We start from the raw sequence: 25,742 nt of genomic DNA, 5'->3' as shown, positions 1-25,742 counted from the left end.
CCGGCCGGGCGTGCCGGCGGATCGTCCTCGTACCGGGTCGTACTCGGGCGATTCGCCGGTGCGTCCAGCCGGGATGCCCGGCGTCGCGCGCCCGTCGGGAATGGTCAGACACGCCCTGGGAGCGCCGCCCCGCGGGTGTCGTCCGGGCTGCGCCGGTCCGGTGCCGGAGCAGCGCCGGGGCCGGGCGCGCCGTCCAGCAGCCGGCGCAGCACGAGCGCGTCGGGGGCGAGGGCGGCGAGCAGGGTGGCGTCCGGGCCGGGCAGGGCGAGCAGGGCGGCGTCGGCGCCGTCCGGCGGCGGGGGCGGTGCGGGGAGGCCGACCGTCAGGAGCTGGCCGGTGCTGCGGTGCGGGCCGAGCACGGCGGCGCCGTCCCAGCCGGGGGCGCCGTGGCCGAGGTCGGTCTGCTGGTCGAGCAGCGCACGGCCGGCCCGGCGGACGGTGAGGCGGGAGGTGAGGCGCCCGGGCGGGGCGCCGCGCGTCCAGTCGTGGTGGCGGCCGAGCACCTGCTCCTCGCGGTACCGCAGGCGGGCCCCGGCGGCGAGCGTGATCACGGTGGTGAGGATGAGGTGGCTGCCGGACGCGGCGACGACCGGCTCGGGCCGCCAGTCGAGCTCGGCGTCCTCGCCGACGTCCAGGTGCACCTCGTAGCGGGCCGGGCCGGGGTCGGCGCCCGGCAGGCTGACGGTGGCGGCGGCACTGGTGACGGTGAGGACGGCACCGGGCAGCACCTCGGCGTGCAGGGCCAGCCGGTCGCCGCCGAGCGGCGCGGCCATCGAGCCGATCACGCAGACGTGCGCGGAGCGGGCGTCGCCGCGGGTACGGCGCAGGGCGAGCGGGCCGGCGCCCCGGAGGACGGGGAGCGCGGTGCCCCCGCGTCCGTCCGGGGCGGCGGTGATGCGGGCGGCGGCCTGCAGGGCCGCGGTGTGCAGGGCCGGGGTGTGCAGGGCCACGGTGTGCAGGCCGCTCTCGCGCGGGGCGGCTGCGCCGGGGGCGGCCGGACCACGGGTGCCCGGCGCGGCCGCGGGCGGGGCGGCGGTCACCGGGCGGCGAGCCGTTCGGGGGCCCAGGCGGCGAGGCACTCCCGGACCCACGCCGTGACGGGGGCGATGCCGTCGGGCGCGGTGAGGGCGGTGAAGACGGTCGGCAGGTCGCCGCGCTGCGCCCTGGCGTCGCGGGCCATCACCGCCAGGTCGGCGCCGACGAGCGGCGCTAGGTCGGTCTTGTTGATCACCAGGAGGTCGGAGGTGGAGACGCCGGGCCCGCCCTTGCGGGGGATCTTGTCGCCGCCCGAGACGTCGATGACGAAGATCTGGTGGTCGACCAGGCCGCGGCTGAACGTCGCGGTGAGGTTGTCGCCGCCGGACTCGACGAGCACGAGGTCGAGCGGGCCCACCGCCTCCTCCAGCTCCTCGACGGCCTCCAGGTTGGCGGAGATGTCGTCGCGGATCGCGGTGTGCGGGCAGCAGCCGGTCTCGACGGCGGTGATCCGCTCCGCCGGCAGGACGGCGTTGCGCAGCAGGAACTCGGCGTCCTCGGTGGTGTAGATGTCGTTGGTGACGACGGCGAGGGAGAGCTCCTCGCGCAGCGCGCGGCAGAGCGCGGCGACGGTGGCGGTCTTGCCGGAGCCGACGGGCCCTCCGAGGCCGATCCGCAGGGCCCGGCGCGGGCCGTGCGGGTGCGGGTGCGGGGCGGGCTCGGCGAAGGTGTGGCGGGCGGGGGCGTCGTAAGGGTCGACGTGGTCACGATGCAAAGAGACGCACCTTCCAGGAGCTGTGCTGCTCGGCATACACGTCGAGCAGGGGGGAGGAGGCGGCGGGCAGCTCACCGCGGCGGGCCGCTTCCGCCGCGGCGCCGGCGACGGCGTCGAGCTGCGGGGCGAGCCGGGCGAGCACGGCGGCCACCTGGTACGGGTCGAGGCCGAGCAGCCGGACACAGGCGGTGGCCGGTCCGTTGACGCTCTCGTACACGGCGACGGCGGCCGCCTCGGCCGGGGTGAGGCCGGCGGCGAGGGCGGTGGTGCCGAGGGCGACGGGCTGGTGGGCGCCGCGGGGGTGGGCGGCGCGCAGGCGGTCGAGGGCCGGGTGGGGCCAGGCCGCGAGGGCGGCGCGCAGCACCTGGCGGCCGAGGCGGCGGCTGGTGGCGCGCTGGGCGGGCGAGGGGGTGCGGGCGTCGGCGGCCTCGTCGAGGGCGGCGAGGTCGGCGCCGTCGTCGGCGGCCGCGGCGGCGAGTGCCGCCGTGGTGAGGCCGGTGGTGTGGAGCCGTCCGGTGAGGAAGGCGGCCAGGGTGCCGGCGTCGTGCACCCGTCCGGCCCGGACGGCGGCCTCGGCCCCACCGGAGTGGGCGTGGCCGCCGGCCGGGAACCGCCCGTCGGCGAGGAGCAGCATCGCGGCGTTCATCAGAAGAGGAAGTACCGCTGGGCGAGCGGGAGTTCGGCGACGGGTGCGGGGGTGACGGTCTCTCCGTCGATGGTGACGGTGAAGGTGTCCGGGTCGACCCGGACGTCGGGGCGGGCGGTGTTGTTGACCATGTCGTCCTTGGTGACCCCGCGGGTCGACCGGATCGCCCTGAACTGCTTTCCGAGGCCGAGGCGTTCGGGCAGGCGGTCGTCGATGGCGGCCTGTGCGGTGAAGTTGAAGGAGTTGGCGGCGGGCGCGCGGCCGATGGCGCCGAACATCGGTCGGGGCATGACGGGCTGGGGGGTGGGGATGGAGGCGTTGGCGTCGCCCATCTGGCCCCAGGCGATCTGCCCGCCCTTGACGACGAGGTCCGGCTTGACGCCGAAGAAGGCCGGGGTCCACAGCACCAGGTCGGCGAGCTTGCCCGGCTCGACCGAGCCGATCTCGTGGTCGAGGCCCTGCGCGACGGCCGGGTTGAGGGTGTACTTCGCGACGTACCGGCGGGCGCGCGCGTTGTCGGCGCGGCCGTCGCCGGGCAGGCTGCCGCGGCGGTTCTTCATGACGTGCGCGGTCTGCCAGGTGCGCATCACGACCTCGCCGATGCGGCCCATGGCCTGGGAGTCGGAGCTGATGATCGAGATGGCGCCGAGGTCGTGCAGGATGTCCTCGGCCGCGATGGTGGAGGGGCGGATCCGGGACTCGGCGAAGGCGAGGTCCTCGGGCACGTGCGGGCTGAGGTGGTGGCAGACCATCAGCATGTCGAGGTGCTCGTCGACGGTGTTGACGGTGTGCGGGCGGGTCGGGTTGGTGGAGCTGGGCAGCACGTTGGGCTGCGAGACCACGGTGATGATGTCGGGTGCGTGCCCGCCGCCGGCCCCCTCCGTGTGGTACGCGTGGATGCCTCGGCCGGCGATCGCGGCGAGGGTGTCCGCGACGAACCCGGCCTCGTTCAACGTGTCGGTGTGGATGGCGAGTTGGGCGCCGGTCTCGTCGCAGACCCGCAGGCAGGCGTCGATCGCGGCGGGCGTGGCGCCCCAGTCCTCGTGAATCTTGAAGCCGAGCGCACCGGCCCGCAACTGGTCGTGCATGGACGCCGTGTTGACGGTGTTGCCCTTGCCGAGCAGGCCGATGTTGAGCGGCAGGTCGTCCATCGCGGCGAACATCCGGGCCAGGTGCCAGCTGCCGGGCGTGATGGTCGTCGCCTTCGTGCCCTCCGCCGGGCCGGTGCCGCCGCCGATCAGCGTGGTGATGCCGGACGACAGCGCCTCGTCGGCGAGTTGGGGGCAGATGAAGTGCACGTGGGCGTCGATGGCCCCGGCGGTGAGGATCCGCCCGTTGCCGGAGATCACCTCGGTCTCGGGGCCGATGACCAGCTCGGGGTGCACGCCGTCCATGGTCTCCGGGTTGCCGGCCTTGCCGAGCGCGGTGATCCGGCCGTCGCGGATGCCGACGTCGGCCTTGACCACCCCCCAGTGGTCGAGCACGACGGCGCCCGTGATCACCGTGTCGGGCGCGCCCTCGGCGCGGCTCGTCCGGGCCTGGCCCATCGACTCGCGGATCACCTTGCCGCCGCCGAACACCGCCTCGTCACCGCCGCGGCTGCGGTCCTCCTCGACCTCGATGAGGAGGTTGGTGTCGGCCAGCCGGATCCGGTCGCCGGTGGTGGGGCCGTACAGGTCGGCGTAGCGCTCGCGGGTCAGCCGCAGGGCGTGGCGGTCAGGCATGGAGCGCTCCTCCGGTCTCCCCGCGCAGGCCGTGCACCTCGCGCAGGCCGCCGATCGGCACCAGCTCGACCTCCGCCGGGATGCCCGGCTCGAAGCGGACGGCGGTGCCTGCGGGGATGTTCAGGCGCAGGCCGTACGCGGCCGCGCGGTCGAAGTCGAGGCCGGGGTTGGCCTCGGCGAAGTGGTAGTGCGAGCCGACCTGGATCGGGCGGTCGGCTCCGTTGACGGCCGTCAGCCGGGTCACCGGGAGGCCCTCGTTGAGGCCGATGTCGCCCTCTCCGTAGAGGACTTCGCCGGGCACGATGCCGACCGGCTCGACCTGCTCGACCTGCTCGACCTGCTCGACCTGCTCGACCGGGACAGCCCGGACGGCCGGGACGACCGGGACGACCGCGCCGGGGGGCCGGGCCGTCACAGGATCGGCCCGTGCACGGTGACGAGCTTGGTGCCGTCCGGGAAGGTGGCCTCCACCTGCACGTCCGGGATCATCTCGGGGATGCCGTCCATGACGTCCTCCCGGGTGAGCACCTTCCGTCCGGACTCCATGAGTTCGGCGACCGTACGGCCGTCGCGGGCGCCCTCCAGCACGTGCGAGGTGATCAGGGCGACCGCCTCCGGATGGTTGAGCCGCAGGCCGCGGGCCCGCCGCGAGCGGGCGACGTCGGCGGCGACGTGGATGAGCAGGCGTTCCTGCTCGTGGGGGGACAGTTTCATCGGTGCGCACCTCGGGGTGGGAGGTCGGACGGTGGCGAGGGGGCCATTCGATCCACACTTTGTTGTAGGCGGATTACGCCGGACTTTCGCAGCGGTAACCGCGCTGGCCGAGCCCGGGTTACGCGCGTCAACGCGGCAGCCGCGGACGGCCGGGCAGGGCCGCGGCAGGGGCAGGGCAGGGCAGGGGCAGGGCCGCGGTGGGGGAGCCAGGGCCGCCAGGGTGCGGGCCGGGACTCACAGCCGGACACGTGCCGCCACCGGCAGGTGGTCGCTGCCGGTCCGCGGGAGGGTCCACCCGGCCACGGGCGTGACGGCCCGGCCCAGCACCTGGTCGATCCGGGCCAGCGGCAGGGCCGCGGGCCAGCTGAGGCCCACACCCTGACGGCCCGTGGTGAGCCGGGAGAACACCGGGGCGAGCCCGCGGTCGTCCCGGCCGCCGTTGAGATCGCCCAGCAGCAGGACGCGCCGCTCCGGCTCCGCGGCGAGGAGCGCGCCGAGCTTCGCCGCGCTGCTGTCGCGCCGCGCCGTGGCGAACCCGCCCGTCGCCGTGATGCGCACCGAGGGCAGGTGGGCGACGTACACGGCCAGGTCGCCGCGGGGGGTGCGGGCGGTGGCCCGGACACCGCGCTGCCAGGTCGCGGGTACGCCGGCGGGCCGGAGATCGAGCGGGCGGACGTCCGCCAGCGGGTACCGCGACCAGAGGCCGACCGTGCCGGACCGGGCCCGGTACGGGTACGCCGCGCCGAGGATCCGCCCGTAGCGGGCGGCCGCGGGTTCCACCAGTTCCTCGACGGCCACGAGATCGGCACCCGACGCGACGAGCGCGGCGGCCGTACCCGCCGGATCGGTGTTCTCCTCGGCGACGTTGTGCTGCACCACCGTCAGATCGCCCGCCCGCCGGTCGCCCCCGGGCAGCCGGGGCCCGAACACGCCCGCCCACACGGCGGCCGGCAGCAGCACCGACACCGCCGCGAACCGCGAACGCCGGACGAGCGCCACCACCGCGAGCACCGGCACCGCGAGGCCGATCCACGGCAGGAACGCCTCCAGCAGACTGCCCGGCCGCGGCCCCGCGTCGGGCACCAGGCGGTGTCCGGCCAGCAGCAGCGCGACCGCGCAGGCCGTACCCGTCACGACGGGCGCGCGTACCCGCCACCGGCCGTCCGCCACTCCGCCGCCCTTCTGTCGGTGCCCGCTGCCGGTCCGCCGTCGGGTCCGTCGCCGAGCCCGGTGCCGGGTCAGGTGCCGGGACCGTTACCCGCGACGGCGTCCTCCGGCGGCCGGCCGGGGCCGTCCGGCGCCGTTCCGTCCGGGGGACGCCGTGACCGGGCCTGACGGTTCCGCGTACTGCCGGCCTGGCCCGAACCGCTCCTGACCGGTCATGATGGCGGCCGGCGGACAACCGCCCGGGCAGGGGCCGCCGGTCGCGGCCCGTCCCGGCACGGACGGAAGGAGAGGCGTCGTGCTCGCCGCGATCGGCCTGGACGAGGGCGCCGAACGGCTCTACACCGACCTCGTGGTGCACGGGTCCGGCACGCCCGCCGAGCTCGCCGCACGCTGTGCCACGGGCGAGGACGAGACCCTGGCCGCGCTCGACGCCCTCCAGCGGCACGCCCTGATCGCACCGCAGCACGACGGCAGCACCCGCTTCGCGGCGGCGCCCCCGACGGTCGCGCTGGAGGCCCTGCTCACCGGGCGCCGGCACGCCCTGGACCAGGCCGAACTCGCCGTGGCGGCCCTCGCGGAGGCGTACCGCACCAGCGGCGCGGACGGCGGCCACCGCGACCTGGTGGAGGTGGTCTCCGGCAGTGCCGCGATCAGCCATCGCGTCGCCCAGCTCCAGCTCGGTGCGGTGGACGAACTGCTGGCGCTCGTCACGGGCCGCCACCAGGTCGTGCGGGCCGACGCGACCGGGGCGGAGACGGACGCGGTCACCCGCGGCGTCAGGTACCGCGTGGTGATGGAACGGCAGACGCTCGACGAGCCGGGCGCGGCGGAGGCCCTCTTCGAGGCGATGGACCGGGAGCAGCAGGTGCGCGTCGCCGACCGCGTGCCGACGAAGCTGATCGTCGCCGACCGGTCCGCCGCGCTCGTCCCGCTGACCGACCCCGGTGACGGCGCCCAACCGGTCGCACTGGTCGTCCGGGCACCGGCCCTGGTCGGCGTGCTGACGGTGCTGTTCGAGCACACCTGGGAGTGGGCGCACCCGCTCACCGCGGACGACGGCGCGCTCGCCGTGGGCGCGGCCCCGGCCGGCGAACCGGACACCGTGGACCGCCGGATCCTCGCCCTGCTGCTGGCCGGCGCCACCGACCAGGCCGTCGCCAACCAACTGCGGCTGGGCCTGCGCACGGTGCAGCGGAGGATCAGCCGTCTGATGGCGCTGGCCCGCGCCGAGACGCGCATCCAGCTCGGCTGGCAGGCCCACCGCAGGGGCTGGGTGACGGACCGGACGCCGGACGGCTGACCGCGCCGACGGCCCGCGTCGACACCCCGGGTGGGGGTTCCCAGGCGGGGTTCCCGGGCGGAGGTTCCCACGCCGACGCCCCCGCGCCGACGCCCCTGGGGCCGCGGCGGACCGGGCCGCGGCCGTGCACTCGCGCGTTCGGCTGCGCTTGGCGGTCGCTTCGTCCGCGGTTCACCGTTCGGTCCGCCCCGGGCGCCTAGGGTGCCGTGCGGCAGTCACGGCATCCCGGTCAGGAGTCCACATGACACAGCGTCCGCTCGGTGACGGTTCCTCACGGCGTACCTTCCTGCGGGCGACCGGGGCCGTCGGCCTCGGCGCCTCCGCCCTGGCCGCGGCGGGAGCCGCGACCCCCGCCCACGCCGGGGACGCCGACGGCACCGACGCCCGGCGTGCCGCCGGCACCCGGTCGCCGGTCCGCACCGGCACCGGGCTCGACCGGCTGCCCCACCCGCTGGTGGTCGCCCACCGCGGCGCGAGCGGGTACCGGCCCGAGCACACGATCGGCGCGTACGAACTGGCGCTGGAGCTGGGCGCGGACGTCATCGAGCAGGACCTCGTGCCCACCAGGGACGGTCACCTGGTCGTACGCCACGAGAACAACATCGCCGAGACGACGGACGTCGCCGACCACGCCGGGTTCGCCGCCCGCCGCACCACGAAGACCATCGACGGCGTGGCGCTCACCGGCTGGTTCACCGAGGACTTCACCCTCGCCGAGCTGCGCACCCTGCGCGCGAAGGAGCGGCTGCCGCAGCAGCGCCAGCGCAACACCCTGTACGACGCGCGCTGGCCGGTGCCGACCTTCCGTGAGGTCGCGGAGTTCGCCCGCAAGCGGGCGCGCAGCCTCGGCCGCGACGTCTGGCTCTACCCGGAGACCAAGCACCCGAGCTACTTCCGGTCGATCGGGCTGCCCCTGGAGGAGCGCCTCGCCGACGAGCTGAAGCGAGCCGGGCTGGCGGGCCGCAACGGCCGGGCGATCCTGCAGTCGTTCGAGCCGAGCAGCCTCCAGCGGCTCGCGAAGCTGGTCGACAACCCGCGCGTGCAGCTGCTGAGCGGCGCGACCAGCCGCCCGTACGACTTCGAACTCGCCGGTGACCGCCGCACGGTGGCCGATCTGGTGACCCCGGACGGACTGCGCTGGATCTCCTCCTTCGCCCAGGGCCTCGGACCGACGACCGCGCTGATCCTGCCGACGGACGCCGCGGGCAAGTTGCTCGCCCCGACCACGCTGGTGGCGGACGCCCACCGGGCCGGGCTGGTGCTGCACCCGTACACCGTGCGCAACGAGAACGGCTTCCTGCCGCTCGACTTCCGCCGCGGCAGTGACCCGAACGCCTACGGCGACGCGATCGGCTGGGCCCGCCGCCTGTACGACGAGGGCGTGGACGGCTTCTTCACCGACAACACGGACACCTCGGTGCTGGCCCGCGGCGACTTCTGGGCCGCACACGGCGTGGGCTGACGCACGGCCGGGGTGCGGACGGGCCCTCCGCCCGTCCGCACCCCGGCACCTGCCACCCCTGCCACCCTGCCGCCCCCGGCACCTGCCACCCCTGCCACCCTGCCGCCCCCGGCACCTACCGCCCCTGCCGCCTGCCGCCTGCCGCCTGCCGCCTGGACAGGATTATGCCGATCGGTCTACATTGGCCACCATGGGAGCCAAGGGCGAGGAGACGCGGGCCCGGCTGGTGCAGGCGACCCGCGCGCTGATCGAGGCGCAGGGCTACTACGGCACCGGCCTCAACCAGGTGCTGGCCGCCAGCGGTGCACCGCGCGGCTCGCTCTACTTCCACTTCCCCCTGGGCAAGGACGAGATGGTCGCGCTGGCCCTCGTCGAGGCGGGCGAGGACGTGGGCGCGCTGATCGCCGGCATGACCGGCGGCGACCTCGGCCCGGCCGAGGTGGTACGCGGCCTGCTGGACATCCTCGGCGACCGCATGGCGGAATCCGACTACGCCACGGGCTGCCCCATCGCCACCGTCGCGCTCGAAACGGCGGCCGGCCACGAGGAGCTGCGCACGGTCTGCGCGGCGGCGTACGACACCTGGCAGCTGGCCCTGACCCGGATGCTGGTGCGACACGGGCACGACCGCGCGGACGCCGACGCCACGGCGGGCGCGGTGCTGGCCCTCGTCGAGGGCGCCCTGCTGCTCGCCCGGGTGCGGCACAGCCGGACCCCGCTCGACCAGGCCGCCCGCGCGGCCGACATCCTGCTCGGGGCGACCGCACCGGCCCGCTGACCGAGCACCCCCACGACCACCCACATCCGGACCACCCACACCTGGACCACCGCACCCGAATCACCCGGCCCGCGGACCTTCGGCAGCAAAAAATATGCAGACCGGTCCACACAATCACCGTACGGAGACCCCATGCCCAGCCCCGCCCCGCTCCCGTCCGCCCACCCATCGCCCGCTCCGCGGCCGACCACGCTGCTCCTCGGCGCCGACGGATTCCTCGGCCGCTGGCTCGCCCTCGACCTCCTGCGCGGCGGCCACCCCGTCGCCGCCGGGCTCCGCGGCGGCGGCGCCCGCGACACGGCGCTGCGCACGTGGCTCACCGCGCACGGCGCCGACACCACCGCGCTGACCACCGTCGACGCCGACGTCAGCCGCCCGGGCCTCGGCCTCTCCGCGGCCGACGAGGACCTCCTCGGCGAGGTCCGCGACGTCGTCAACCTCGCGGCCCGCTACGCCTTCGGCCTCTCCCGCGCCGAGGCCCGCGCGGCCAACCTCGACGGCGCCGTCCATCCGCTGCGGTGGGCCTCGGGCCGTCCGGCGCTGCGCCGCGTGGTGCACCTGTCGGGTTACCGGGTGGGCCGTTCCGCCGGGCTCCGGCACCCGTTGCCGCCGTCCGACGCGGACCGCCTCTACCGCGAACTCGGCGCGTACGAGGCCTCGAAGACCGAGGGTGACATCGCCGTGCGCACCCTGGCGCCGGAGCTCGGCGTGCCGCTGACCGTCGTCAATCCGGGTGCGGTGATCGGGCATTCGCGCACCGGCGAGGCCGGCCAGTACCTCGGGCTGGCCACGCTGGTCGAGCAGTTGTGGACGGGTCGCCTCCCCGCACTCGCGGGCAGTCGGCGCACGGTCGTGCCGGTGGTCGCGGTGGACCACCTCGCCGCGTTCCTCGCCGCCGCGCCCGTGCACGACACCGCCGCCGTGCAGGTGCACACCGTGCTCGACCCGGCCACTCCCCCGCTGCCGGAGCTGGTGGCGATCGCGGCCCGGCGCCTGGGCGTCCGCGCACCGCGGCTGCTGCTGCCCGTCGGACTCGTCCGGAGGCTGCCGCGGGCGCTGACCGGGGTGGAGCCGGAGACGCTCTCCTTCCTGTCCGAGGACGTCTACGACACGGAGTCGGCCGAGCTGCTGGCCGCGGCCGCCGGCCTGGCGCACCCGCCGGTCGAGCGGCTCGTCGGCGACTGGGCGGCGCGGCTGGTCGCCGACCGGTTCCCGGGTGCGGCGCCGGCGGGCCGCCCGGAGTCGGCGTCCGTCGCCGGACAGTAGTGTTCCGGCCGAGTTCACCGCATGCCCGTCCGACGTCTTGCAGGCCGTGCCGGCCGCCGAGTTGACTGCACGACATCTCGTCACTCGACGCGTTCACGACATAGCTTCACACCCTCACGGAGCTTCCATGCCCCTGTCGTCCTCCGCCGGCCTGCGCCGTCTGCTCACCGTCTGTGCCACCGCCTGCACCACCGCCGCCCTGCTCGGCCCGCTCGCCGCCACCCCGGCGGGCGCGGCCGCGGTCGGCCCCGCGGCCACCGTCACGGCCGGCGCCACGGCCGGTGCCACGACCACTGCCGCCGCCACCGTGCCGGCGCTCGACGTGCTGTCGTACAACGTCTTCCTGATGAGCACCTCCCTCTACCCCAACTGGGGCCAGCGCCACCGCGCCGAGGCCATCGCCACGGCCGGTTTCTTCCAGGGCCACGACGTGGTGGTCCTCCAGGAGGCGTTCGACAACGCGACCTCGGACGCGCTCGCCGCCCGGGCCTCCGCCGCCTACCCCTTCCGTACGCCGGTGGTCGGCCGCTCGACCTCCGGATGGGACGCCACCTCGGGCAGCTACAGCTCCGTCACCCCGGAGGACGGCGGCGTGATGCTGCTCAGCCGGTGGCCGATCCTCCACAAGGAGCAGTACGTCTTCCAGGACGCCTGCGGCGCCGACCGGTGGTCGAACAAGGGCTTCGTCCACGCCGTGCTCGACGTGAACGGCGTCCGCACCCACGTGGTCGGCACCCACCTGCAGTCCACCGACAGCGGGTGCGGCAGCGGCGAGGCCGCCGCCGTCCGGGCGGCGCAGCTCACCGCGATGCGGGCGTTCCTCGACGCCGAGCGGATCCCGGCGGACGAGCCGATCGTGGTCGCCGGCGACCTCAACATCGACGCGCACGGCAGCGAGTACCCGGCGCTGCTCGCCAACGGCAACCTCGCCCCGGCCACCTCCCGCACCGGATGGCCGCACTCCTTCGACACCGTCGACAACTCCGTCGCGGCCTACCGGTACCCGGGCGAGCCGAAGGAGGACCTCGATTTTGTCCTCTACCGGGCCGACCACGCCCGCCCGCAGCAGTACACCAACGAGGTCGTGCGCTTCCACAGCGCTCCCTGGACGGTGAGCAGCTGGGGGCGCAGCTACACCTACACCGACCTCTCCGACCACTACCCGCTCGCCGCGCGCTGACGGTCCCGCCTGCGCCGACCCGCCCGAGGTGGCTCCCGGGCCGCACCCGGGCGGGTCCACTCGGGTCGGCGCAGGTCCGGCCGAGGGTGCGCCCGGGTCCGGCCGGGTCCGGCCGGAGGTGCGCCCGGGCGGCGCCGAGGGTGCGCCCGGCCGGGCCCCCGTGCGCGTGGCGGCAACACCCTGCGGGCGATCCGGGGCAGGGTGAGAGGAAGCCGATCCGATCAGAGGAGTGTGCAGCCATGGCCATCGCAACCGTCAACCCGGCCACCGGGGAGACTGTGGAGACCTTCACCGCGTACGACGGCGATGCGGTGGAGCAGCGGCTGGCCCTGGCCGAGTCGGCGTTCCGCACGTACCGGACGACGGGCTTCGCGGAGCGGGCCGTCCTGCTGCGCCGTGCCGCGGACGTGCTGGACGCCGAGCAGGAGGACCTCGCGCGCACGATGACGGTGGAGATGGGCAAGCCCGTCGGGGCGGCGCGGGCGGAGGTCGCCAAGTGCGCGAAGGCGATGCGCTGGTACGCGGACCGCGCGCCCGGGATGCTCGCCGACGAGCACCCGGCGGACGAGGACGTCGCGGACTCCGGCGCGGGCTCGGTGTTCGTGCGCTACCGCCCGGTGGGTGTGGTGCTGGCCGTGATGCCGTGGAACTTCCCGCTGTGGCAGGTGGTGCGGTTCGCCGCTCCGGCGCTGATGGCGGGCAACGTCGGTCTGCTCAAGCACGCGTCGAACGTGCCCCGGACCGCGCTCGCGCTGGAGCGGGTCTTCCGGCACGCCGGGTTCCCTCCGGGCTGTTTCCAGACGCTGCTGGTCGGTTCGGGCGCCGTGGAGGACGTCGTCCGCGACGACCGGGTGGCCGCGGTGACGCTGACCGGCAGCGAGGGGGCCGGCCGGTCGGTGGGGGCGATCGCGGGTGACGCGATCAAGAAGTCGGTGCTGGAGCTGGGCGGCAGCGACCCGTTCCTCGTGCTGCCCTCGGCCGATCTGGAGGGCGCGGTGAAGTGGGCGGTGACCGCCCGTACGCAGAACAACGGGCAGTCGTGCATCGCGGCGAAGCGCTTCATCGTGCATGCCGACGTGTACGCGGCGTTCACCTCGGCGTTCGCCGACCGGATGCGGGCGTTGCGCGTCGGCGACCCGCTGGCGGAGGAGACCGAGATCGGCCCGCTGGCGACGGCCCAGGGGCGGACGGACCTGGAGGAGCTCGTCGACGACGCGGTGGCGCACGGCGCGGTCGTGGAGTGCGGCGGCTCCCGGCCGAAGGACCTGCCGGAGCACCTGGACGGCGGCTGGTACTACCTGCCCACCGTGCTGAGCGGCATCACAGCGGCGATGCGCATCCACCGCGAGGAGGCGTTCGGACCGGTCGCCACGGTGTACCGGGTGGGGAGCCTGGAGGAGGCCGTGGCGATCGCCAACGACACGCCGTTCGGGCTGAGTTCGAACGTCTGGACGACCGACCCGGAGGAGCAGGAGCTCTGCGTCCGCGACATCGAGGCGGGCGGGGTCTTCTTCAACGGCATGACCGCCTCGCACCCGGCGTTCCCGTTCGGCGGCGTCAAGCGCTCCGGGTACGGCCGGGAGCTCTCCGCGCACGGCATCCGGGAGTTCTGCAACATCACCACCGTCTGGCGCGGGCGCTGACGGCGCCGTAGGCCACTCCGTGCCGGTCCGGGGCCGGTCCGGGGCCGGTCCGGGGCCGGGTCGGCCCCGGCACGGCACGCCGGGTGCGGTCCGGACGGCGGGTGCGGGGCCGGCCCGGGCTCAGGCCATCCGGTAGGTGTTCATGGCGCGCTGGCCGAAGAAGCGGCCGAGGAGCGCGACCGCGGTGATCGCCCACACCAGCGAGCAGAACGCGGTCATCCAGTTGGACGTCACCTGCACCATGCACATCAGCAGGCCCAGTGAGAGCGACACCAGGAAGATGACCGCCGACATGCTGGTGCCGAGGATCCAGTTGCGGAACCGGGTCGCCCGGCCCGGCCTGGACGGCCCGGCCCCGTTGCCGGCCCGCGCCTCGGCGGACCGCGACCCGGTGGCCGGTGACCCGGTGGACTGCGGCGCCGCACCGGTCCGTGCGCTGCGGGGCGTGGGTGTGGGTTCCATCGGCGTGCTCCTTCCAGCGGCCGTCCCCCCGTCCTCCACTGTCGCACTCGGCCGTCCCGGCGGCAGGGCGGCGCAGGCGGTTTCCGCCCGGGCGGCGACCGGGTACCTGCGCAGACGTGCTGATCCGCCCCATGCTGGCGACGCCGAGCGGGCGCCGCGTGTTCGATCCCGGATGGCTGCTGGAGCGCAAGCTGGACGGCGTCCGCGCCGTCGCCGAGCGTGACGGCGACCGTGTCCGCCTGGTGTCGCGCTCCGGCCGGCCGATGGAGGGCGGCTACCCCGAGCTGGTGGCCGCCCTCGCGGCGCAGCCCGTCCCGCGGTTCGCGGTCGACGGCGAGATCGTCGCGTTCGACGAGGCGGGCCGGACGAGCTTCGCCCGGCTGCAGCGCCGCATGCAGTTGCGCGACCCGCGGCGGGCCGCGGCGAGCGGGGTCCGGGTGTCGTACTTCCTCTTCGACCTGACCGCGCTGATGGGCCACGACACCACCGGCCTCACCCTGCTGGAGCGCAAGCAACTCCTCCGCGAGTCGATCGACTTCGACGATCCGCTCCGCTTCGCCGAGCACGTCCGCGCGGACGGCCCGGTCCCGCTCGCCGAGGCCTGCGCCCGCGGCTGGGAGGGTCTGGTCGCGAAGCGGGCGGACAGCCGGTACGTGCCGCGGCGCTCGCCGGACTGGCTGAAGCTGCCGTGCACGGTGGGGCAGGAGCTGGTGATCGGCGGGTTCACCGACCCCGGTGGCCGGAGGGCCGGCTTCGGCGCCCTGCTGGTCGGGCACTACCGGGACGGCCTGCTGCGGTACGCCGGCAAGGTCGGCACCGGCTTCGACACCGAGGGCCTGCACCGGCTGCGCGCGGAGCTCGACGCCCTGGCCCGGCCCGACCCGCCGTTCGCCGACCCGCCGGAGGAGGAGCCCCGGGCGCACTGGGTGCGGCCGCGCCTGGTGGCGCGGGTCGCGTTCACCGAGTGGACCCGCGACGGGCGGCTGCGCGCCCCGCGCTTCGAGGGGCTGCGCACCGACAAGCGAGCCGAGGACGTGGTGCGCGAGGACCCGCCGGAACCGCCCCCGCACTGAGCGCACCGCGCAGGACCGCGCCGCCGTCCCGGGCCGTCCCGCGCCCGGCCACGGCACGCACCGCCCGCACCGCCCACGGCACGCCCTCCCCGGGGCCACACAAGGCCCGGCCGCGGCACGCCCCCCCCCGGGGGGGGCCGTCCCGGGCCGCACCGGCGTACATGTCACCCCGTCATCTCCGAAGCCGGGAAAGAACATCGCCGAATCCGACATTTCCGCCGATTGATGCGCGGATTGATCCACCCATTCAGGTCGGGCACGCCCCGGCCTGAATCACGCGATTGATCTGGACACGACCAAGATGCTCCGCAGACGCAGCACCGACCGCCCGCCGCGCGATCACCCACCACATCGCCTGGCCAGAGCCATGGGAGCTCTGCCCCCAGATGCCCCTCGTGGCACCGAAAGGGATGGACCGCCCGATTTGTCGGGAGGTGTCGTGAGGGGGGGTGCGCACCCAATCCATTCGTGACCATCACGAAACATATGCCTGCTAACCTTTCGCTCGCCATTCACCTCAAGTTTCCCGACAGGTAACGATGAATTTCGAAGAGAAGACCGCTGTGCGCACTGTGGCCGTGGTCCTCGGAGGTGGGGTGGGCCAGCGAATCGGCCTTCCGCTTCCGAAGCAGTTCGTCAAGGTCGCCGGGAAGCCGATCATCGAGCACACCCTCGAAGTCTTCGAGTCGTCGCCCCACGTCGACGAGATCATCGTGGTGATGACGGCCGGCCACATCGCGGCCACCGAGGAGATCGTCCGTCGCGGTGGCTTCTCCAAGGTCACCCAGGTCGTCCAGGGCGGGGCCACCCGCAACGACTCGACCGTCCGCGCCCTGGAGGCCATCGGCGACCAGGAGTGCAACGTCCTCTTCCACGACGCCGTACGGCCCTTCGTCACCCACGCGATCATCGGCGACTGCGCCGAGGCACTCGCCGAGCACGAGGCTGTCGACGTCGTCATCCCCTCGGCCGACACCATCGTGGTCGCCGACCGGGACGTGCTGAGCAGCATCCCCGACCGCTCCACCCTGCGCCGGGGCCAGACCCCGCAGGGGTTCCGGGCCTCCACGATCCGCCGTGCCTACAAGGTCGCCTCCGAGGACCCGGACTTCGCGGCCACCGACGACTGCGGTGTCGTGCTGCGCTACCTCCCCGAGGTGCCGATCGCCCTCGTGCACGGCGACGAGCAGAACATGAAGGTCACCGAGCCCGTCGACCTGTTCATCGCCGACAAGCTCTTCCAGCTGGTCTCCCGCACCGCCCCCGCGCACGGCGACGACAGCGCCTACGAGCAGGGCCTGCGCGACAAGACGATCGTCGTCTTCGGCGGCAGCTACGGCATCGGCGCCGACATAGCCGACCTGGCGGAGCAGCACGGCGCGAAGGTCTTCCGCTTCAGCCGCAGCATGAACGGCGTCGACGTCGCCGAACCCGCCGCCGTGGAGCGTGCGCTGGCCGAGACGCACGCCGCCACCGGCCGGATCGACTACGTCATCAACACCGCGGGCGTGCTGCGGATCGGCGCCCTGGCCGAGACCGACCACACCGCGATCGACGAGGCCATCCGCGTCAACTACCTGGCGCCCGTGCACATCGCCCGGTCCTCCTTCCCGTACCTGAGCCGGACGCAGGGGCAGCTGCTGCTCTTCACCTCCAGCTCGTACACCCGCGGGCGCGCCGACTACAGCCTCTACTCCTCCTCCAAGGCCGCCGTGGTCAACCTCACCCAGGCCCTGGCCGAGGAGTGGGCCCCGCACCGCGTGCGGGTCAACTGCGTCAACCCCGAGCGCACCCGCACGCCGATGCGCGAGCGCGCGTTCGGCGCGGAGCCGAGCGACTCGCTGCTGGAGTCCGCGACCGTCGCCCGCACCTCGGTCGACACCCTGGTGTCGGAGCTGACCGGCCACGTCATCGACGTGCGGCGCGAGGACCCCACGCTCACCGGCACGGCCGCCGTGCTGGCGTCGGACGGCCTCCGGCAGGCCGCCTCGTGATCCGTCGTCTCCGCGCCGTCCTGCGCATCCGCACCGGGTCCGGCTTCCTGCTGGCGCTGGTGTTCGGCGTCGCGTTCGCGGCGATCCCGGTGTGCGCGCTGCTGCCCTCGCTGTGGGGCTTCGTCGCCGCCTCGGCCGTCACCTACGTGGCCGACGAGTGGCTGCACAGCCGCGAGCCCGAGTTCATCGGCCGCATGGCGCAGCTGCGTCTGAACCGCATCCTGCGCTTCCTGGCGCGCACGGCGATGCTGCTGGTGCTCGCCGACCGCCTGGACGCCCCCGACGCGCTCGTCATCACCGGGCTGATCATGTGTGCCGTGCAGTCCGCGCTGCTGATGCTGTACACGGCGGTGCACCGCAGCATCCGGCTGGGGCGCGTGCTGCCCGTCGTGGTGCGCAACCTGCACCTGAGCTCCGTCGAGATCCCCAAGAGCCCGCCGAAGTTCCTCTACGACCGCTACCTGCGCAAGGTCCTGCACCTCGACCTGCCGATGCACGCGGGCCTGCTGGCCGGCCTGGCCACCGGCGTCTGGCGGATCACCGAGGCCGGGTACGTGCTGAGCGTGCTGCTGCCGGCGCTGATGCTGCTCGCCCTGCTCGGCCAGTTCCGCCGGGCCCGGCGGATGCCGCGCCGCGAGCAGATCATCGAGGCGGTGAACCTCGAACTCGACCGGTACCGCCCCCAGGTGGTGCTCTACTTCAGCTTCGCCGCGGTGTCCCAGGACTTCATGTACCAGGTGAACATGTGGATCGAGACCCTGGAGCGGCTGGACCTGCGACCGCTGATCGTGCTCCGTGAGCGCGGCGCGTTCCGCTTCCTGAGCCGTACGCACCTGCCGGTCGTGTGCGTGCCCAAGGCCGACGACCTCGCCGAGCTCGAGATGCCGCACCTGCGCGTCGTGCTGTACCCGGGCAACGCGGGCAAGAACGTGCACATGCTGCGCGTCGCCGAGGCGAAGCACGTCTTCATCGGCCACGGCGACAGCGACAAGCTCGCCTCCAGCAACCGCGTCAGCAAGGTCTTCGACGAGATCTGGGTGGCCGGCCGGGCCGGCCGCGACCGGTACCAGCGGGTGCGCCACGCGATCAGCAACGACAGCATCGTCGAGGTGGGCCGGCCGCAGCTCGCGCCGATCCGCATGCACGTCGAGCACGTGCCGGGCCCGCGGCCGGTCGTGCTGTACGCCCCCACCTGGGAGGGCTGGAGCGACGACGACTGCCACACCTCGCTCATCCCGATGGGCGTGCGGCTCGTCAGGATGCTCCTCGCGCAGGACGTCCGCGTCATCTACAAGCCGCACCCGCTGACCGGCCGCCGCTCGGCGAAGGCCGCCGCGGCGGACGAGGCGATCCGCACCCTGCTGCGCACCGACAACCGCAAACGCGACGCCAGGGCCACCGCCGCCGCGGTGGCCGCCTCGAAGCCCGGACTCCTGGCCGTGCAGGCCCGGCTGGACGAGCTGTCGGGCCGGTTCCGTACGGGCGACGACGCCGAGCAGACCCGCACCGCGCACGTCGCCACGGACGCCGGCGCCGACGAGTGGCACGCGCTGCACGCCGAGTGGCACCGCATCTTCTGGGAGTCCCGCGGTCCGGTCCGCCACAACGTCATCCTCAAGACGCTGCCGACGCTCTACGAGTGCTTCAACCAGGCGGACATCCTGATCAGCGACGTGTCCAGCGTGGTCGCCGACTTCGTGGCGAGCCTCAAGCCGTACGTCCTGACCAACGCGGAGAACCTGCCCGACGAGGAGTTCCGCGCGGCGTACACGACCGCCGGCGGGGCCTACCTCCTCGACCGCGAGTGCACCCGCCTGCCGTCGATCCTCGACTCGGTGCGCGCGCCGTGGCAGGACCCCGCGGTGCAGCACCGGCGGTCGCTGAAGGAGTACGTGCTCGGGCCGGACCACCCCACCTCGATGGAGCGGTTCAACGCCGCCGTCAACACCCTCGCGGGCAAGGCGGAGGTCGAGCAGTGGGAGCAGGGGCTGGACGGCCCCCTCACCCGGCACTGGGCCGACCCGGAGGAGCACGTCACGGGCGGCGCCGCGTTCGGCTGGTTCCAGCGCGACCGCGACCCGGCGTACTTCGACTGGTAGCGGCCCCGCGCGATCCCGCCGCCGACGGCGGCCCACCGCCCGGCCGCCCCGCGCCCGCACCCGCTGCGGTGCCGAGGCGGCCGCGGCCCGCGCCCCCGCGTCCTGCGCCGCACCCGGAGCCGGGTGCGACGGGCAGGCGCATCCCCGGAGGAGAGAAGAAGATGACGGTCAGGGTCAGCGTGATCGTTCCCGTGTACAACTGCGGGTCGGGCTACTGGCCCGCCCTGGAGTCGCTGCGCGCGCAGACGATGGCGCGGTCCGACTTCGAAGTGATCTTCGTCGACGACGGGTCCACCGACTCCACCGTGCAGTCGCTGCGCGGCGACACCGCCTTCGACCGGTGGATCCGCATCGTGGAGACCGAGCACACCGGAGGTCCGGGCCGGCCGCGCAACCTCGGCGTCGACGCGGCGCAGGGCGAGTTCGTGTTCTTCCTGGACGACGACGACCACCTGGCGCCGGAGGCGCTGGAGCGGATGTACGCCCAGGCCGTGCGCACCGGGGCCGACATCGTCGTGCCGCGGACGGCGGGCCACGGGCGGTCCGCCCCGCGCGAGGCCACCGCGGCCCCGCTGGAGGGCGGGCACCTCCTCACGCACCCCGTCCTGCTGCGGTCGATGACGGCGCTCAAGCTGTTCCGCCGTTCGCTGCTGCTCGACCACGGGCTCCGGTTCCCGGAGGGCCGGGTGCCGCTGGAGGACCACATCTTCACCCTGCAGGCGTACCTGGCGGCCCGCCGGGTGAGCGTCGTGCACGACTACACCTGCTACCACTGGGTGCGGCGCGAGCAGCCGACGCCGCCGCCGCACGCCGGCACCGGCATCGCCGAGTACTGCCGGTCGGTCGCCACGCTCTTCGGCATCATCCGGCGGGCCGTTCCGCCGGGCCCCCTGCAGGACGCGCTGATCGCCCGCTGGTACCAGGTGAAGGTGCTCAACCGGCTGGACGAGCGGGTCGTCGCGCAGGCCGACGCCGCGTTCCGCAAGACCCACCGGGCGCTCCTCGACCTGGTGCGGCAGGAGGTGCCGCCGACCGTCGACGCCCACCTCCCGGCCGCACTGCGGGTCCGCTCGGCGGTGCTGCGTTCCGGCACCGCGGAGCACGTCCGCGCGCTGGCCCGGCACGAGGCGGGGGTCACGCACCACACCCGGGTCGAGGCCGTGGGGTGGAGCGGCGGACGGTTCACGCTGATGACGACCACCGACCTGGTCCGGCAGGGCCGGGACGGGACGGTGCAGCCGGTGCGCTTCGTCGTCGACGGGCCGCGCATGCGCTGGGACCTGCCCGCCGCGCTGCTGGCCCTGCCGGACGTGGCCGCCGCCGCCGACGTCACGGAGGCGCTGGCGTCCACGGACCTGCGGGCGTACGCGCGGCTGCGGGCCGACAACACGGACGTGTACCTGCCCGGGCAGCACCGGCTGGTGAGCATCCCGCTGGGCCGCAACGCGGAGGGGCTGCCGACGGTCTCCGTCCGCGTGGAGGCGACGTCCGAGCTCGACCCGGCCGCGGCCGACCACGGGCGGGCCGTCACGGGGCTGTGGGACTTCAACGTCCTGGTGGAGACCTGCGGGTGGAGCCGGGCGCGCCGGATCGGCGACAACCGCAGCCCGGTCGCGGACGGCCTGCTGCGTCCCGCGTTCCTGGCGGACGGCACGTTCGCGGCGCCGTACTGGACGAAGACCGGCAACCTCAGCGTGCGGATCGCCCCGGCGGCGCCCACCGGCCTCCGGCAGGCGGTCCGGGAGCCGGACCGGTCGGCCGCACGGGAGACCGGGGGCACGGTCACGGCCCGGGTGCCGGTCGAACTCGCGCCGCTGGAGCGGCCCGTCCCCGTGGTGGTCGCCCTGCTCGCGGAGCCCGCACCCGCGGTGCACGTCGCCGGGCGGGTCACGCCGCTGGGCGGACCCGAGCTCGCCGCGCTGGAGTTCGCCGTCCCGGCCGACGCCCTGACGGCGGGCACCGCGACGGCCTGGGAGGTCCACGTCCGCCCGGAGGGCTGCACCAAGCCGGCCGCGCTCGGCCTGACGCTGCGCCACCACGGCGCGGGGCGCTGGTCGGTGGACGGGGTGCGCCCGTGACCGTCCCGGTGGACCGGCGACGGCGGGCCCTCCTGGCGTTCGGCGCGCTCGGCGCGGCGGGCGGGGTCGGGCTGGGTGCGGCGTACGCGTCCCGGCGCGAGCCCGCCCCCGCGCCCGCCGACGGCGGCCCGTTCGACGTCGACGGGCCCTCCGGCGCGCTGTTCCGCGAGGCGGAGCTGGCGGGCACCGGCACCGTCATGCAGTCGTTCTCCTTCGACAACGACAACCGGTGGGTCGTCGCCGCACAGATCCGCGACCGTGCCGAGGGCGACCTCCGGCTGTCGCGGCTCACCCTCGACGGCGACCTCGACGGCGAGATGATGCTGTACGGCTTCGGCCACGGCGGCCAGATCGGGGTCGTGTCGGACGGCACCGCCAGCGAGGTCTGGCTGGAGGCCGCCCCCCGCACCGAGGGCGACGCCGCCTGGGGCACCCGGGTGGCCCGGGTGCGGTTCGCGGACGGCGACGAGGCCGACGCCACGTCGGACACCGTCGAGGAGTTCGACCTCGTGCCCGGTGCGAGCCGGACGACGTGCACGGTCGACTCCCGCCACCGGCGCCTGGCCGTGCGGTTCACCCTCGACGGCGAGGAGCGCTTCCGCGTCTACGACCTCGACCACGTCACGGGCGGCGGCCGCACCCCGGCCGTCGACGTGCCCGCCCCGCGGCGGCACGCGACCACGGCGAACCCCACGCCGTACTCCCAGGGGTTCGCGCTCTTCGGCCGGTACCTCTACACGCTCGAAGGCGGCCCCTACGGCACCGCCGACTCGGAGGCCCCGACCGGCAACACGTACGTGACCTGCACCGACCTGTCGGTGCGCGGCGGACGGGTGGTGGCCTCCCGTCACCTCACCGACGCCGCCGACCTGCCGTTCCGCGAGCCCGAGGGTATGGCCGTCCTGCTTCCCGGCGGCGACGCCCGTCACGGGCCGCGGCTCGCGTTCGGTCTGGCCTCCATCCGGGACGGCAAGACCAGACTGGCCAGCATCTACTACAAGGACACCCGTTGACCACGCGTTCCCCCGCAGACCCGTCCCTGCCCCTCGCGGACCTGATGTCCGCCGCCGTCCCCGCGCCCGGCGGCGGCCCGGACGGCGGCGACCGGCCGGAGCCCGCCCCGCGCCGGGCGCGCCGCCGCCGGCGCAGGCCGCTGCTGATCGCGCTCGCACTGCTGTGCGTGCTGCTGGTCGCGGGTGCGGGGACCGCCTGGTGGACGGTGCACGGGCTGGAGTCCAACATCGGCCACGAGGACGGCGTGTTCGACCGCACGGCCCTGCCGGACGCCGGTCCGCGGCCCGAGGCCGACGCGGCGGCGGGCAGGGCCGTGAACATCCTGCTGGTCGGCTCGGACTCGCGCGGCCCGGCGTCCACCGGCAGCGAGGCCGACGCCGACTTCGAGTCGCAGCGCGGCAACCGCACCGACACGATGATGCTGCTGCACATCCCGTCGGACCGTTCGGCGATCCACGCGGTGTCGATCCCCCGCGACTCGTGGGTGCCGATCCCCGGCCACGGCGAGGCCAAGATCAACGCGGCCTTCTCCTGGGGCGGCCCGCGGCTGCTCGTCGCCACCGTCGAGGGCCTCACCGGCGTCAGGGTCGACCACTACGTCGCCGTGGACTTCGACGGCTTCAAGGCCATGGTCGACACCCTCGACGGCGTCGACGTGACGCTGAAGCAGGCCGCCCACGACCCCTCCCAGAACGTCGACTTCGCCGCCGGCGTGAACCACCTCGACGGCGCACGCGCCCTGCAGTTCGTCCGCCAGCGCCACGGGCTCGCCCGCGGCGACTTCGACCGCGTCGTCCGCCAGCAGCAGCTGCTCGCCGCGATCGCCGGCAAGACCCTCGACGACGGCGTCCTCTCCCACCCGCTGCGCACCCGCAGCCTGCTCGACTCGATGACGCGGACGATGACCGTCGACAGCGGGTTCGGCCTCACCGAGATGCTCGGCCTCGCGAGCAGCCTGAAGGACGTGCGGACCTCCCGGCTCGACTTCCGCACGGTGCCCACCACCGGCACGGGATGGAAGGGGAAGCAGAGCGTCGTCCTGCTCGACTCCGCACGGTCGGCCGAGCTCTTCGCCGCGATCCGCAAGGACACCACCTGGCCCGCCCCGGCCAAGGGCGAGACCTGGAAGCCCTGACGCTCCGCCCGCCGCTCCGCCTCCTCCCGAAAGCCGCGCCGCCCTCGCGCTCCCCGCTCCGCCCGCCACACGGACGACCGGCCCGGCATGCGGCCGCCCGCAGCCCGGCCTACGGTGCATCGGGAGGGGGCGCAACCGAGCGAGAGGTGAAAGACGGTCATGGCAGGAAAGTTCGAGCTGTACGTCGACGAGTCGGGCAACCACCGTTTCCGCCTGAAGGCGAGCAATGGCACGGTCGTCGTCACCGGCGACCCGCAGGAGTCTCGCGAGCAGTGCCTGAAGAGCATCGAGTCGCTGCGCAAGCTCGCACCGTACGCGCAGCTCGCGGAGCCGGCCGGCGCGCAGGGCTGAGCCCGACGCACACGGACGGGCCGGTCACCCCTCGGGGCGGCCGGCCCGTCCGTGTGCGTCGCACCGGCCCCGGCAGGCCGCATGGGATCTCCCCGAAAGCCTCACACCTGGCACCTGTCGGGCGTTCGGGTGCCGTGCGTAGGGTCCTGAGCAAGGTCGCGCCGACCCGCGCGAGAACCGAACCGGAAGATCCAGACGATCCCATGGACTACTGCGCACCGTGCCGCCGCCACCTCAACGGCGCACTGTCGTGCCCCGGGTGCGGAGCGCCCGCGGGCGCGCAGCCCCTGGACGCCACGACCGTGCTGCCCGCCGCCACCCCGTACGCGTCCACCGCCGCCGACCGGCGCGGCCGGCGCTCCCGCCGCGGCCGGCCGACCGGCCGGCGCCGGGCCGCCCTGCTGACCGCAGCCGGCCTCGCCCTGGGCGGGGCGGGCGTGCTGGCCCTGGCGGCACCCGACGGCAGTGGTGCGGCCCGCCCCGACACCGTGCCCGTGGAGGCGACGGTGCCGACCGCCGGCAGCACCCCCTCCGCCGCACCGGCCACCACCTCGGCGGCGCCCCCGCCCTCGGCCCCGGCCCCGGCCCGGAGCTCCCGGCCGGCCCCCTCCCGCTCCGCCACGTCGGCCCCCTCCTCCGCGCGGCCGTCCGCCACCACCGGCGTCCCCAGCCCGGCACCGACCGCCACGGCCAGTGCGACACCCGGCCGTTCCCCCGGCCACAGCCCGTCGGCGAGCTGCAAGCCGGTGCTCTTCTGGTGCACCTGAGCGGCCCCGCCCGGCGCTGACCGCGGCCCGCTCCGCGGAACCGCGCGTACGCTGCGGAGTGTCCTGGTTGCCGTCCGCACCGTCGGTGTGCGGACCACCGAAGGGGGCACGGTATGGGCGCGGCAGGCACCGGTTCCGATCCGCTGGCGGCAGCGGGCGTGCTCTTCCGGGACGACACCGGACGGCTGATGATCGTCCGGGCGGTGTACGAGGCCGAGCACCCCGTCGAGGTGCCGGGCGGCGGCTGGGAGACGGCCGACGCCACCCCGCGCGACACCGCCGTCCGCGAACTGCTGGAGGAGATGGGGCTGCGCCCCGAACTCCGCGCACTGGCCTGCGTCGACTGGTCGCTCGGCAACCGGCGCCCGCCGATCGTCTCCTTCCTCTACTGGGCGACCGCGCCCGGCGCCGACGAGCTGGCCACGGTCCGCCTCCAGGAGGACGAGCTCGGCGGCTACGCCTTCGTGACACCCGACCAGGCCGCGTCCGCGCTGCCGCCGAACCTCTCCCGCCGTGTCATGGCCTGCCTGCGGACGCCCGCCGGGACGGGCCCCGTCGAGCTGGAGGACAGCCTGCCCGCCGGGCAGAGCGCCGCCCTGCTGCCGCCCGGCCCCGTCCCGGCGTACACCAAGGCCGCCGGGCTGGCCCTCGCGGGCGGCGACCGCCCGCCCGTCGTCCCGCCGCTCGACCACGACACCTACATCGCCACCCGGCCGCGGATCCGCGCCGAGGCCGAGGTGCTGACCACCGGCCCGGACGGCCGCGCGCTCGTCGCCCGCACCACCGTCGCGGCCGACCGCGAGACCCCGCGCGGGGCCGCCGCGCGCCTGCTGGGCACCGCCTCGGGCGGCCCGCCGCCCGGCCGCCTGCTGGGCCTGGACTGGCTGCCGGGCGGCACCGGCCGCACCCGGCTCGTGTTCGTCTTCGACGGCGGTCCGGCAGGTCCGGCAGGTCCGGCAGGTCCGGCCAACGGTGCCGTACCCGCGACCGGGGCACGGGCCGCCGCCTGCCTGGCGCGCCGAGGGTCCGCCCGTGGCCCGATCGAGCTGGTCGACGGCGTGGCTCCGCACGGATCGGCATGACGCCGACAAGCGGGGGCGTCACAATGGACCGGCCAGTACCGCCGCGCCGAGGAGGTT

The 25,742-nt window shown here is 74.9% G+C and carries 23 protein-coding genes; 15 read left to right on the top strand and 8 right to left on the bottom strand.

The window, feature by feature from the left end; genetic code table 11:
* Window positions 1-104: 104 nt before the first annotated feature.
* The 7 genes from OG335_RS30625 to OG335_RS30595 all read right to left on the bottom strand — a co-directional run bounded on the left by OG335_RS30625 (window position 105) and on the right by OG335_RS30595 (window position 5,968).
* Window positions 105-1,040 carry an urease accessory protein UreD gene (locus OG335_RS30625; RefSeq protein ID WP_405014375.1) on the bottom strand — a complete coding sequence of 312 codons (936 nt, stop codon included), beginning with the start codon at window positions 1,038-1,040 and terminating at the stop codon, window positions 105-107.
* Window positions 1,037-1,750, bottom strand: coding sequence for an urease accessory protein UreG (gene ureG, locus OG335_RS30620; RefSeq protein ID WP_405014374.1), 714 nt, complete (start codon window positions 1,748-1,750; stop codon window positions 1,037-1,039). Before ureG ends, OG335_RS30625 begins: the two co-directional genes overlap by 4 nt.
* Complete coding sequence (locus OG335_RS30615) at window positions 1,740-2,399, bottom strand: urease accessory protein UreF (RefSeq protein WP_405015581.1); 660 nt, start codon at window positions 2,397-2,399, stop codon at window positions 1,740-1,742. Before OG335_RS30615 ends, ureG begins: the two co-directional genes overlap by 11 nt.
* The gene (locus OG335_RS30610; protein ID WP_405014373.1) at window positions 2,396-4,120 is read right to left on the bottom strand and encodes an urease subunit alpha; all 1,725 of its coding nucleotides are present in this window, start codon (window positions 4,118-4,120) and stop codon (window positions 2,396-2,398) included. The genes OG335_RS30615 and OG335_RS30610 overlap by 4 nt, the downstream gene beginning before the upstream one ends.
* Window positions 4,113-4,424, bottom strand: a complete 312-nt coding sequence (locus OG335_RS30605) for an urease subunit beta (protein ID WP_405015580.1) — start codon at window positions 4,422-4,424, stop codon at window positions 4,113-4,115. The genes OG335_RS30610 and OG335_RS30605 overlap by 8 nt, the downstream gene beginning before the upstream one ends.
* 107 nt (window positions 4,425-4,531) lie before the next feature.
* Window positions 4,532-4,834, bottom strand: a complete 303-nt coding sequence (locus tag OG335_RS30600; RefSeq protein ID WP_405014372.1) for an urease subunit gamma — start codon at window positions 4,832-4,834, stop codon at window positions 4,532-4,534.
* Window positions 4,835-5,068: 234 nt separating this feature from the next.
* The gene (locus tag OG335_RS30595; RefSeq protein ID WP_405014371.1) at window positions 5,069-5,968 is read right to left on the bottom strand and encodes an endonuclease/exonuclease/phosphatase family protein; all 900 of its coding nucleotides are present in this window, start codon (window positions 5,966-5,968) and stop codon (window positions 5,069-5,071) included.
* A 328-nt stretch (window positions 5,969-6,296) separates the two neighbouring features.
* On the opposite strand from OG335_RS30595, the gene OG335_RS30590 reads away from it, so the two are divergent.
* The 6 genes from OG335_RS30590 (at window position 6,297) to OG335_RS30565 (ending at window position 13,630) form a co-directional block, all read left to right on the top strand.
* Window positions 6,297-7,301 carry a helix-turn-helix transcriptional regulator gene (locus OG335_RS30590; RefSeq protein ID WP_405014370.1) on the top strand — a complete coding sequence of 335 codons (1,005 nt, stop codon included), beginning with the start codon at window positions 6,297-6,299 and terminating at the stop codon, window positions 7,299-7,301.
* Window positions 7,302-7,542: 241 nt separating this feature from the next.
* On the top strand, window positions 7,543-8,763 hold the full coding sequence (locus OG335_RS30585) for a glycerophosphodiester phosphodiesterase (RefSeq protein ID WP_405014369.1): 1,221 nt from the start codon (window positions 7,543-7,545) through the stop codon (window positions 8,761-8,763).
* A 190-nt stretch (window positions 8,764-8,953) separates the two neighbouring features.
* Window positions 8,954-9,541: a TetR/AcrR family transcriptional regulator gene (locus OG335_RS30580; RefSeq protein WP_405014368.1), complete on the top strand. Its 588-nt coding sequence runs from the start codon at window positions 8,954-8,956 to the stop codon at window positions 9,539-9,541.
* A gap of 132 nt (window positions 9,542-9,673) precedes the next feature.
* On the top strand, window positions 9,674-10,807 hold the full coding sequence (locus tag OG335_RS30575; RefSeq protein WP_405014367.1) for an SDR family oxidoreductase: 1,134 nt from the start codon (window positions 9,674-9,676) through the stop codon (window positions 10,805-10,807).
* Window positions 10,808-10,934: 127 nt separating this feature from the next.
* The gene (gene sph / locus OG335_RS30570) at window positions 10,935-11,987 is read left to right on the top strand and encodes a sphingomyelin phosphodiesterase (protein WP_405014366.1); all 1,053 of its coding nucleotides are present in this window, start codon (window positions 10,935-10,937) and stop codon (window positions 11,985-11,987) included.
* Between the two features lie 239 nt (window positions 11,988-12,226).
* Window positions 12,227-13,630, top strand: a complete 1,404-nt coding sequence (locus tag OG335_RS30565) for an NADP-dependent succinic semialdehyde dehydrogenase (RefSeq protein ID WP_405014365.1) — start codon at window positions 12,227-12,229, stop codon at window positions 13,628-13,630.
* 120 nt (window positions 13,631-13,750) lie between these two features.
* On the opposite strand, the gene OG335_RS30560 is transcribed toward OG335_RS30565, so the two are convergent.
* Window positions 13,751-14,092: a hypothetical protein gene (locus tag OG335_RS30560; RefSeq protein WP_405014364.1), complete on the bottom strand. Its 342-nt coding sequence runs from the start codon at window positions 14,090-14,092 to the stop codon at window positions 13,751-13,753.
* Between the two features lie 116 nt (window positions 14,093-14,208).
* On the opposite strand from OG335_RS30560, the gene ligD reads away from it, so the two are divergent.
* The 9 genes from ligD to OG335_RS30515 all read left to right on the top strand — a co-directional run bounded on the left by ligD (window position 14,209) and on the right by OG335_RS30515 (window position 25,685).
* Window positions 14,209-15,165: a non-homologous end-joining DNA ligase gene (gene ligD, locus OG335_RS30555; protein WP_405014363.1), complete on the top strand. Its 957-nt coding sequence runs from the start codon at window positions 14,209-14,211 to the stop codon at window positions 15,163-15,165.
* 539 nt (window positions 15,166-15,704) lie between these two features.
* Window positions 15,705-17,159, top strand: coding sequence for a 2-C-methyl-D-erythritol 4-phosphate cytidylyltransferase (gene ispD, locus OG335_RS30550; RefSeq protein WP_405014362.1), 1,455 nt, complete (start codon window positions 15,705-15,707; stop codon window positions 17,157-17,159).
* Window positions 17,156-19,258 (top strand): hypothetical protein, encoded by a 2,103-nt coding sequence (locus OG335_RS30545; protein ID WP_405014361.1) that lies wholly within the window; start codon window positions 17,156-17,158, stop codon window positions 19,256-19,258. Before ispD ends, OG335_RS30545 begins: the two co-directional genes overlap by 4 nt.
* Window positions 19,259-19,419: 161 nt before the next feature.
* Complete coding sequence (locus tag OG335_RS30540; protein WP_405014360.1) at window positions 19,420-21,336, top strand: glycosyltransferase family 2 protein; 1,917 nt, start codon at window positions 19,420-19,422, stop codon at window positions 21,334-21,336.
* Complete coding sequence (locus OG335_RS30535) at window positions 21,333-22,349, top strand: hypothetical protein (protein ID WP_405014359.1); 1,017 nt, start codon at window positions 21,333-21,335, stop codon at window positions 22,347-22,349. The genes OG335_RS30540 and OG335_RS30535 overlap by 4 nt, the downstream gene beginning before the upstream one ends.
* Window positions 22,346-23,485 carry an LCP family protein gene (locus tag OG335_RS30530; protein ID WP_405014358.1) on the top strand — a complete coding sequence of 380 codons (1,140 nt, stop codon included), beginning with the start codon at window positions 22,346-22,348 and terminating at the stop codon, window positions 23,483-23,485. The genes OG335_RS30535 and OG335_RS30530 overlap by 4 nt, the downstream gene beginning before the upstream one ends.
* A gap of 159 nt (window positions 23,486-23,644) precedes the next feature.
* Window positions 23,645-23,836, top strand: a complete 192-nt coding sequence (locus tag OG335_RS30525) for a YegP family protein (protein ID WP_405014357.1) — start codon at window positions 23,645-23,647, stop codon at window positions 23,834-23,836.
* Between the two features lie 203 nt (window positions 23,837-24,039).
* The gene (locus OG335_RS30520) at window positions 24,040-24,603 is read left to right on the top strand and encodes a hypothetical protein (protein WP_405014356.1); all 564 of its coding nucleotides are present in this window, start codon (window positions 24,040-24,042) and stop codon (window positions 24,601-24,603) included.
* 113 nt (window positions 24,604-24,716) lie between these two features.
* Entirely contained in the window at window positions 24,717-25,685 is a 969-nt protein-coding gene (locus tag OG335_RS30515; RefSeq protein WP_405014355.1) for an NUDIX domain-containing protein, read from the top strand.
* The last annotated feature ends 57 nt before the right edge of the window (window positions 25,686-25,742 follow it).

This window comes from Kitasatospora sp. NBC_01539 (genome assembly GCF_045040525.1).
Taxonomy (GTDB): domain Bacteria; phylum Actinomycetota; class Actinomycetes; order Streptomycetales; family Streptomycetaceae; genus Kitasatospora.
The sequence above is the reverse complement of the archived record's forward strand: the minus strand, read 5'-3'. Positions and strand labels throughout refer to the sequence as shown.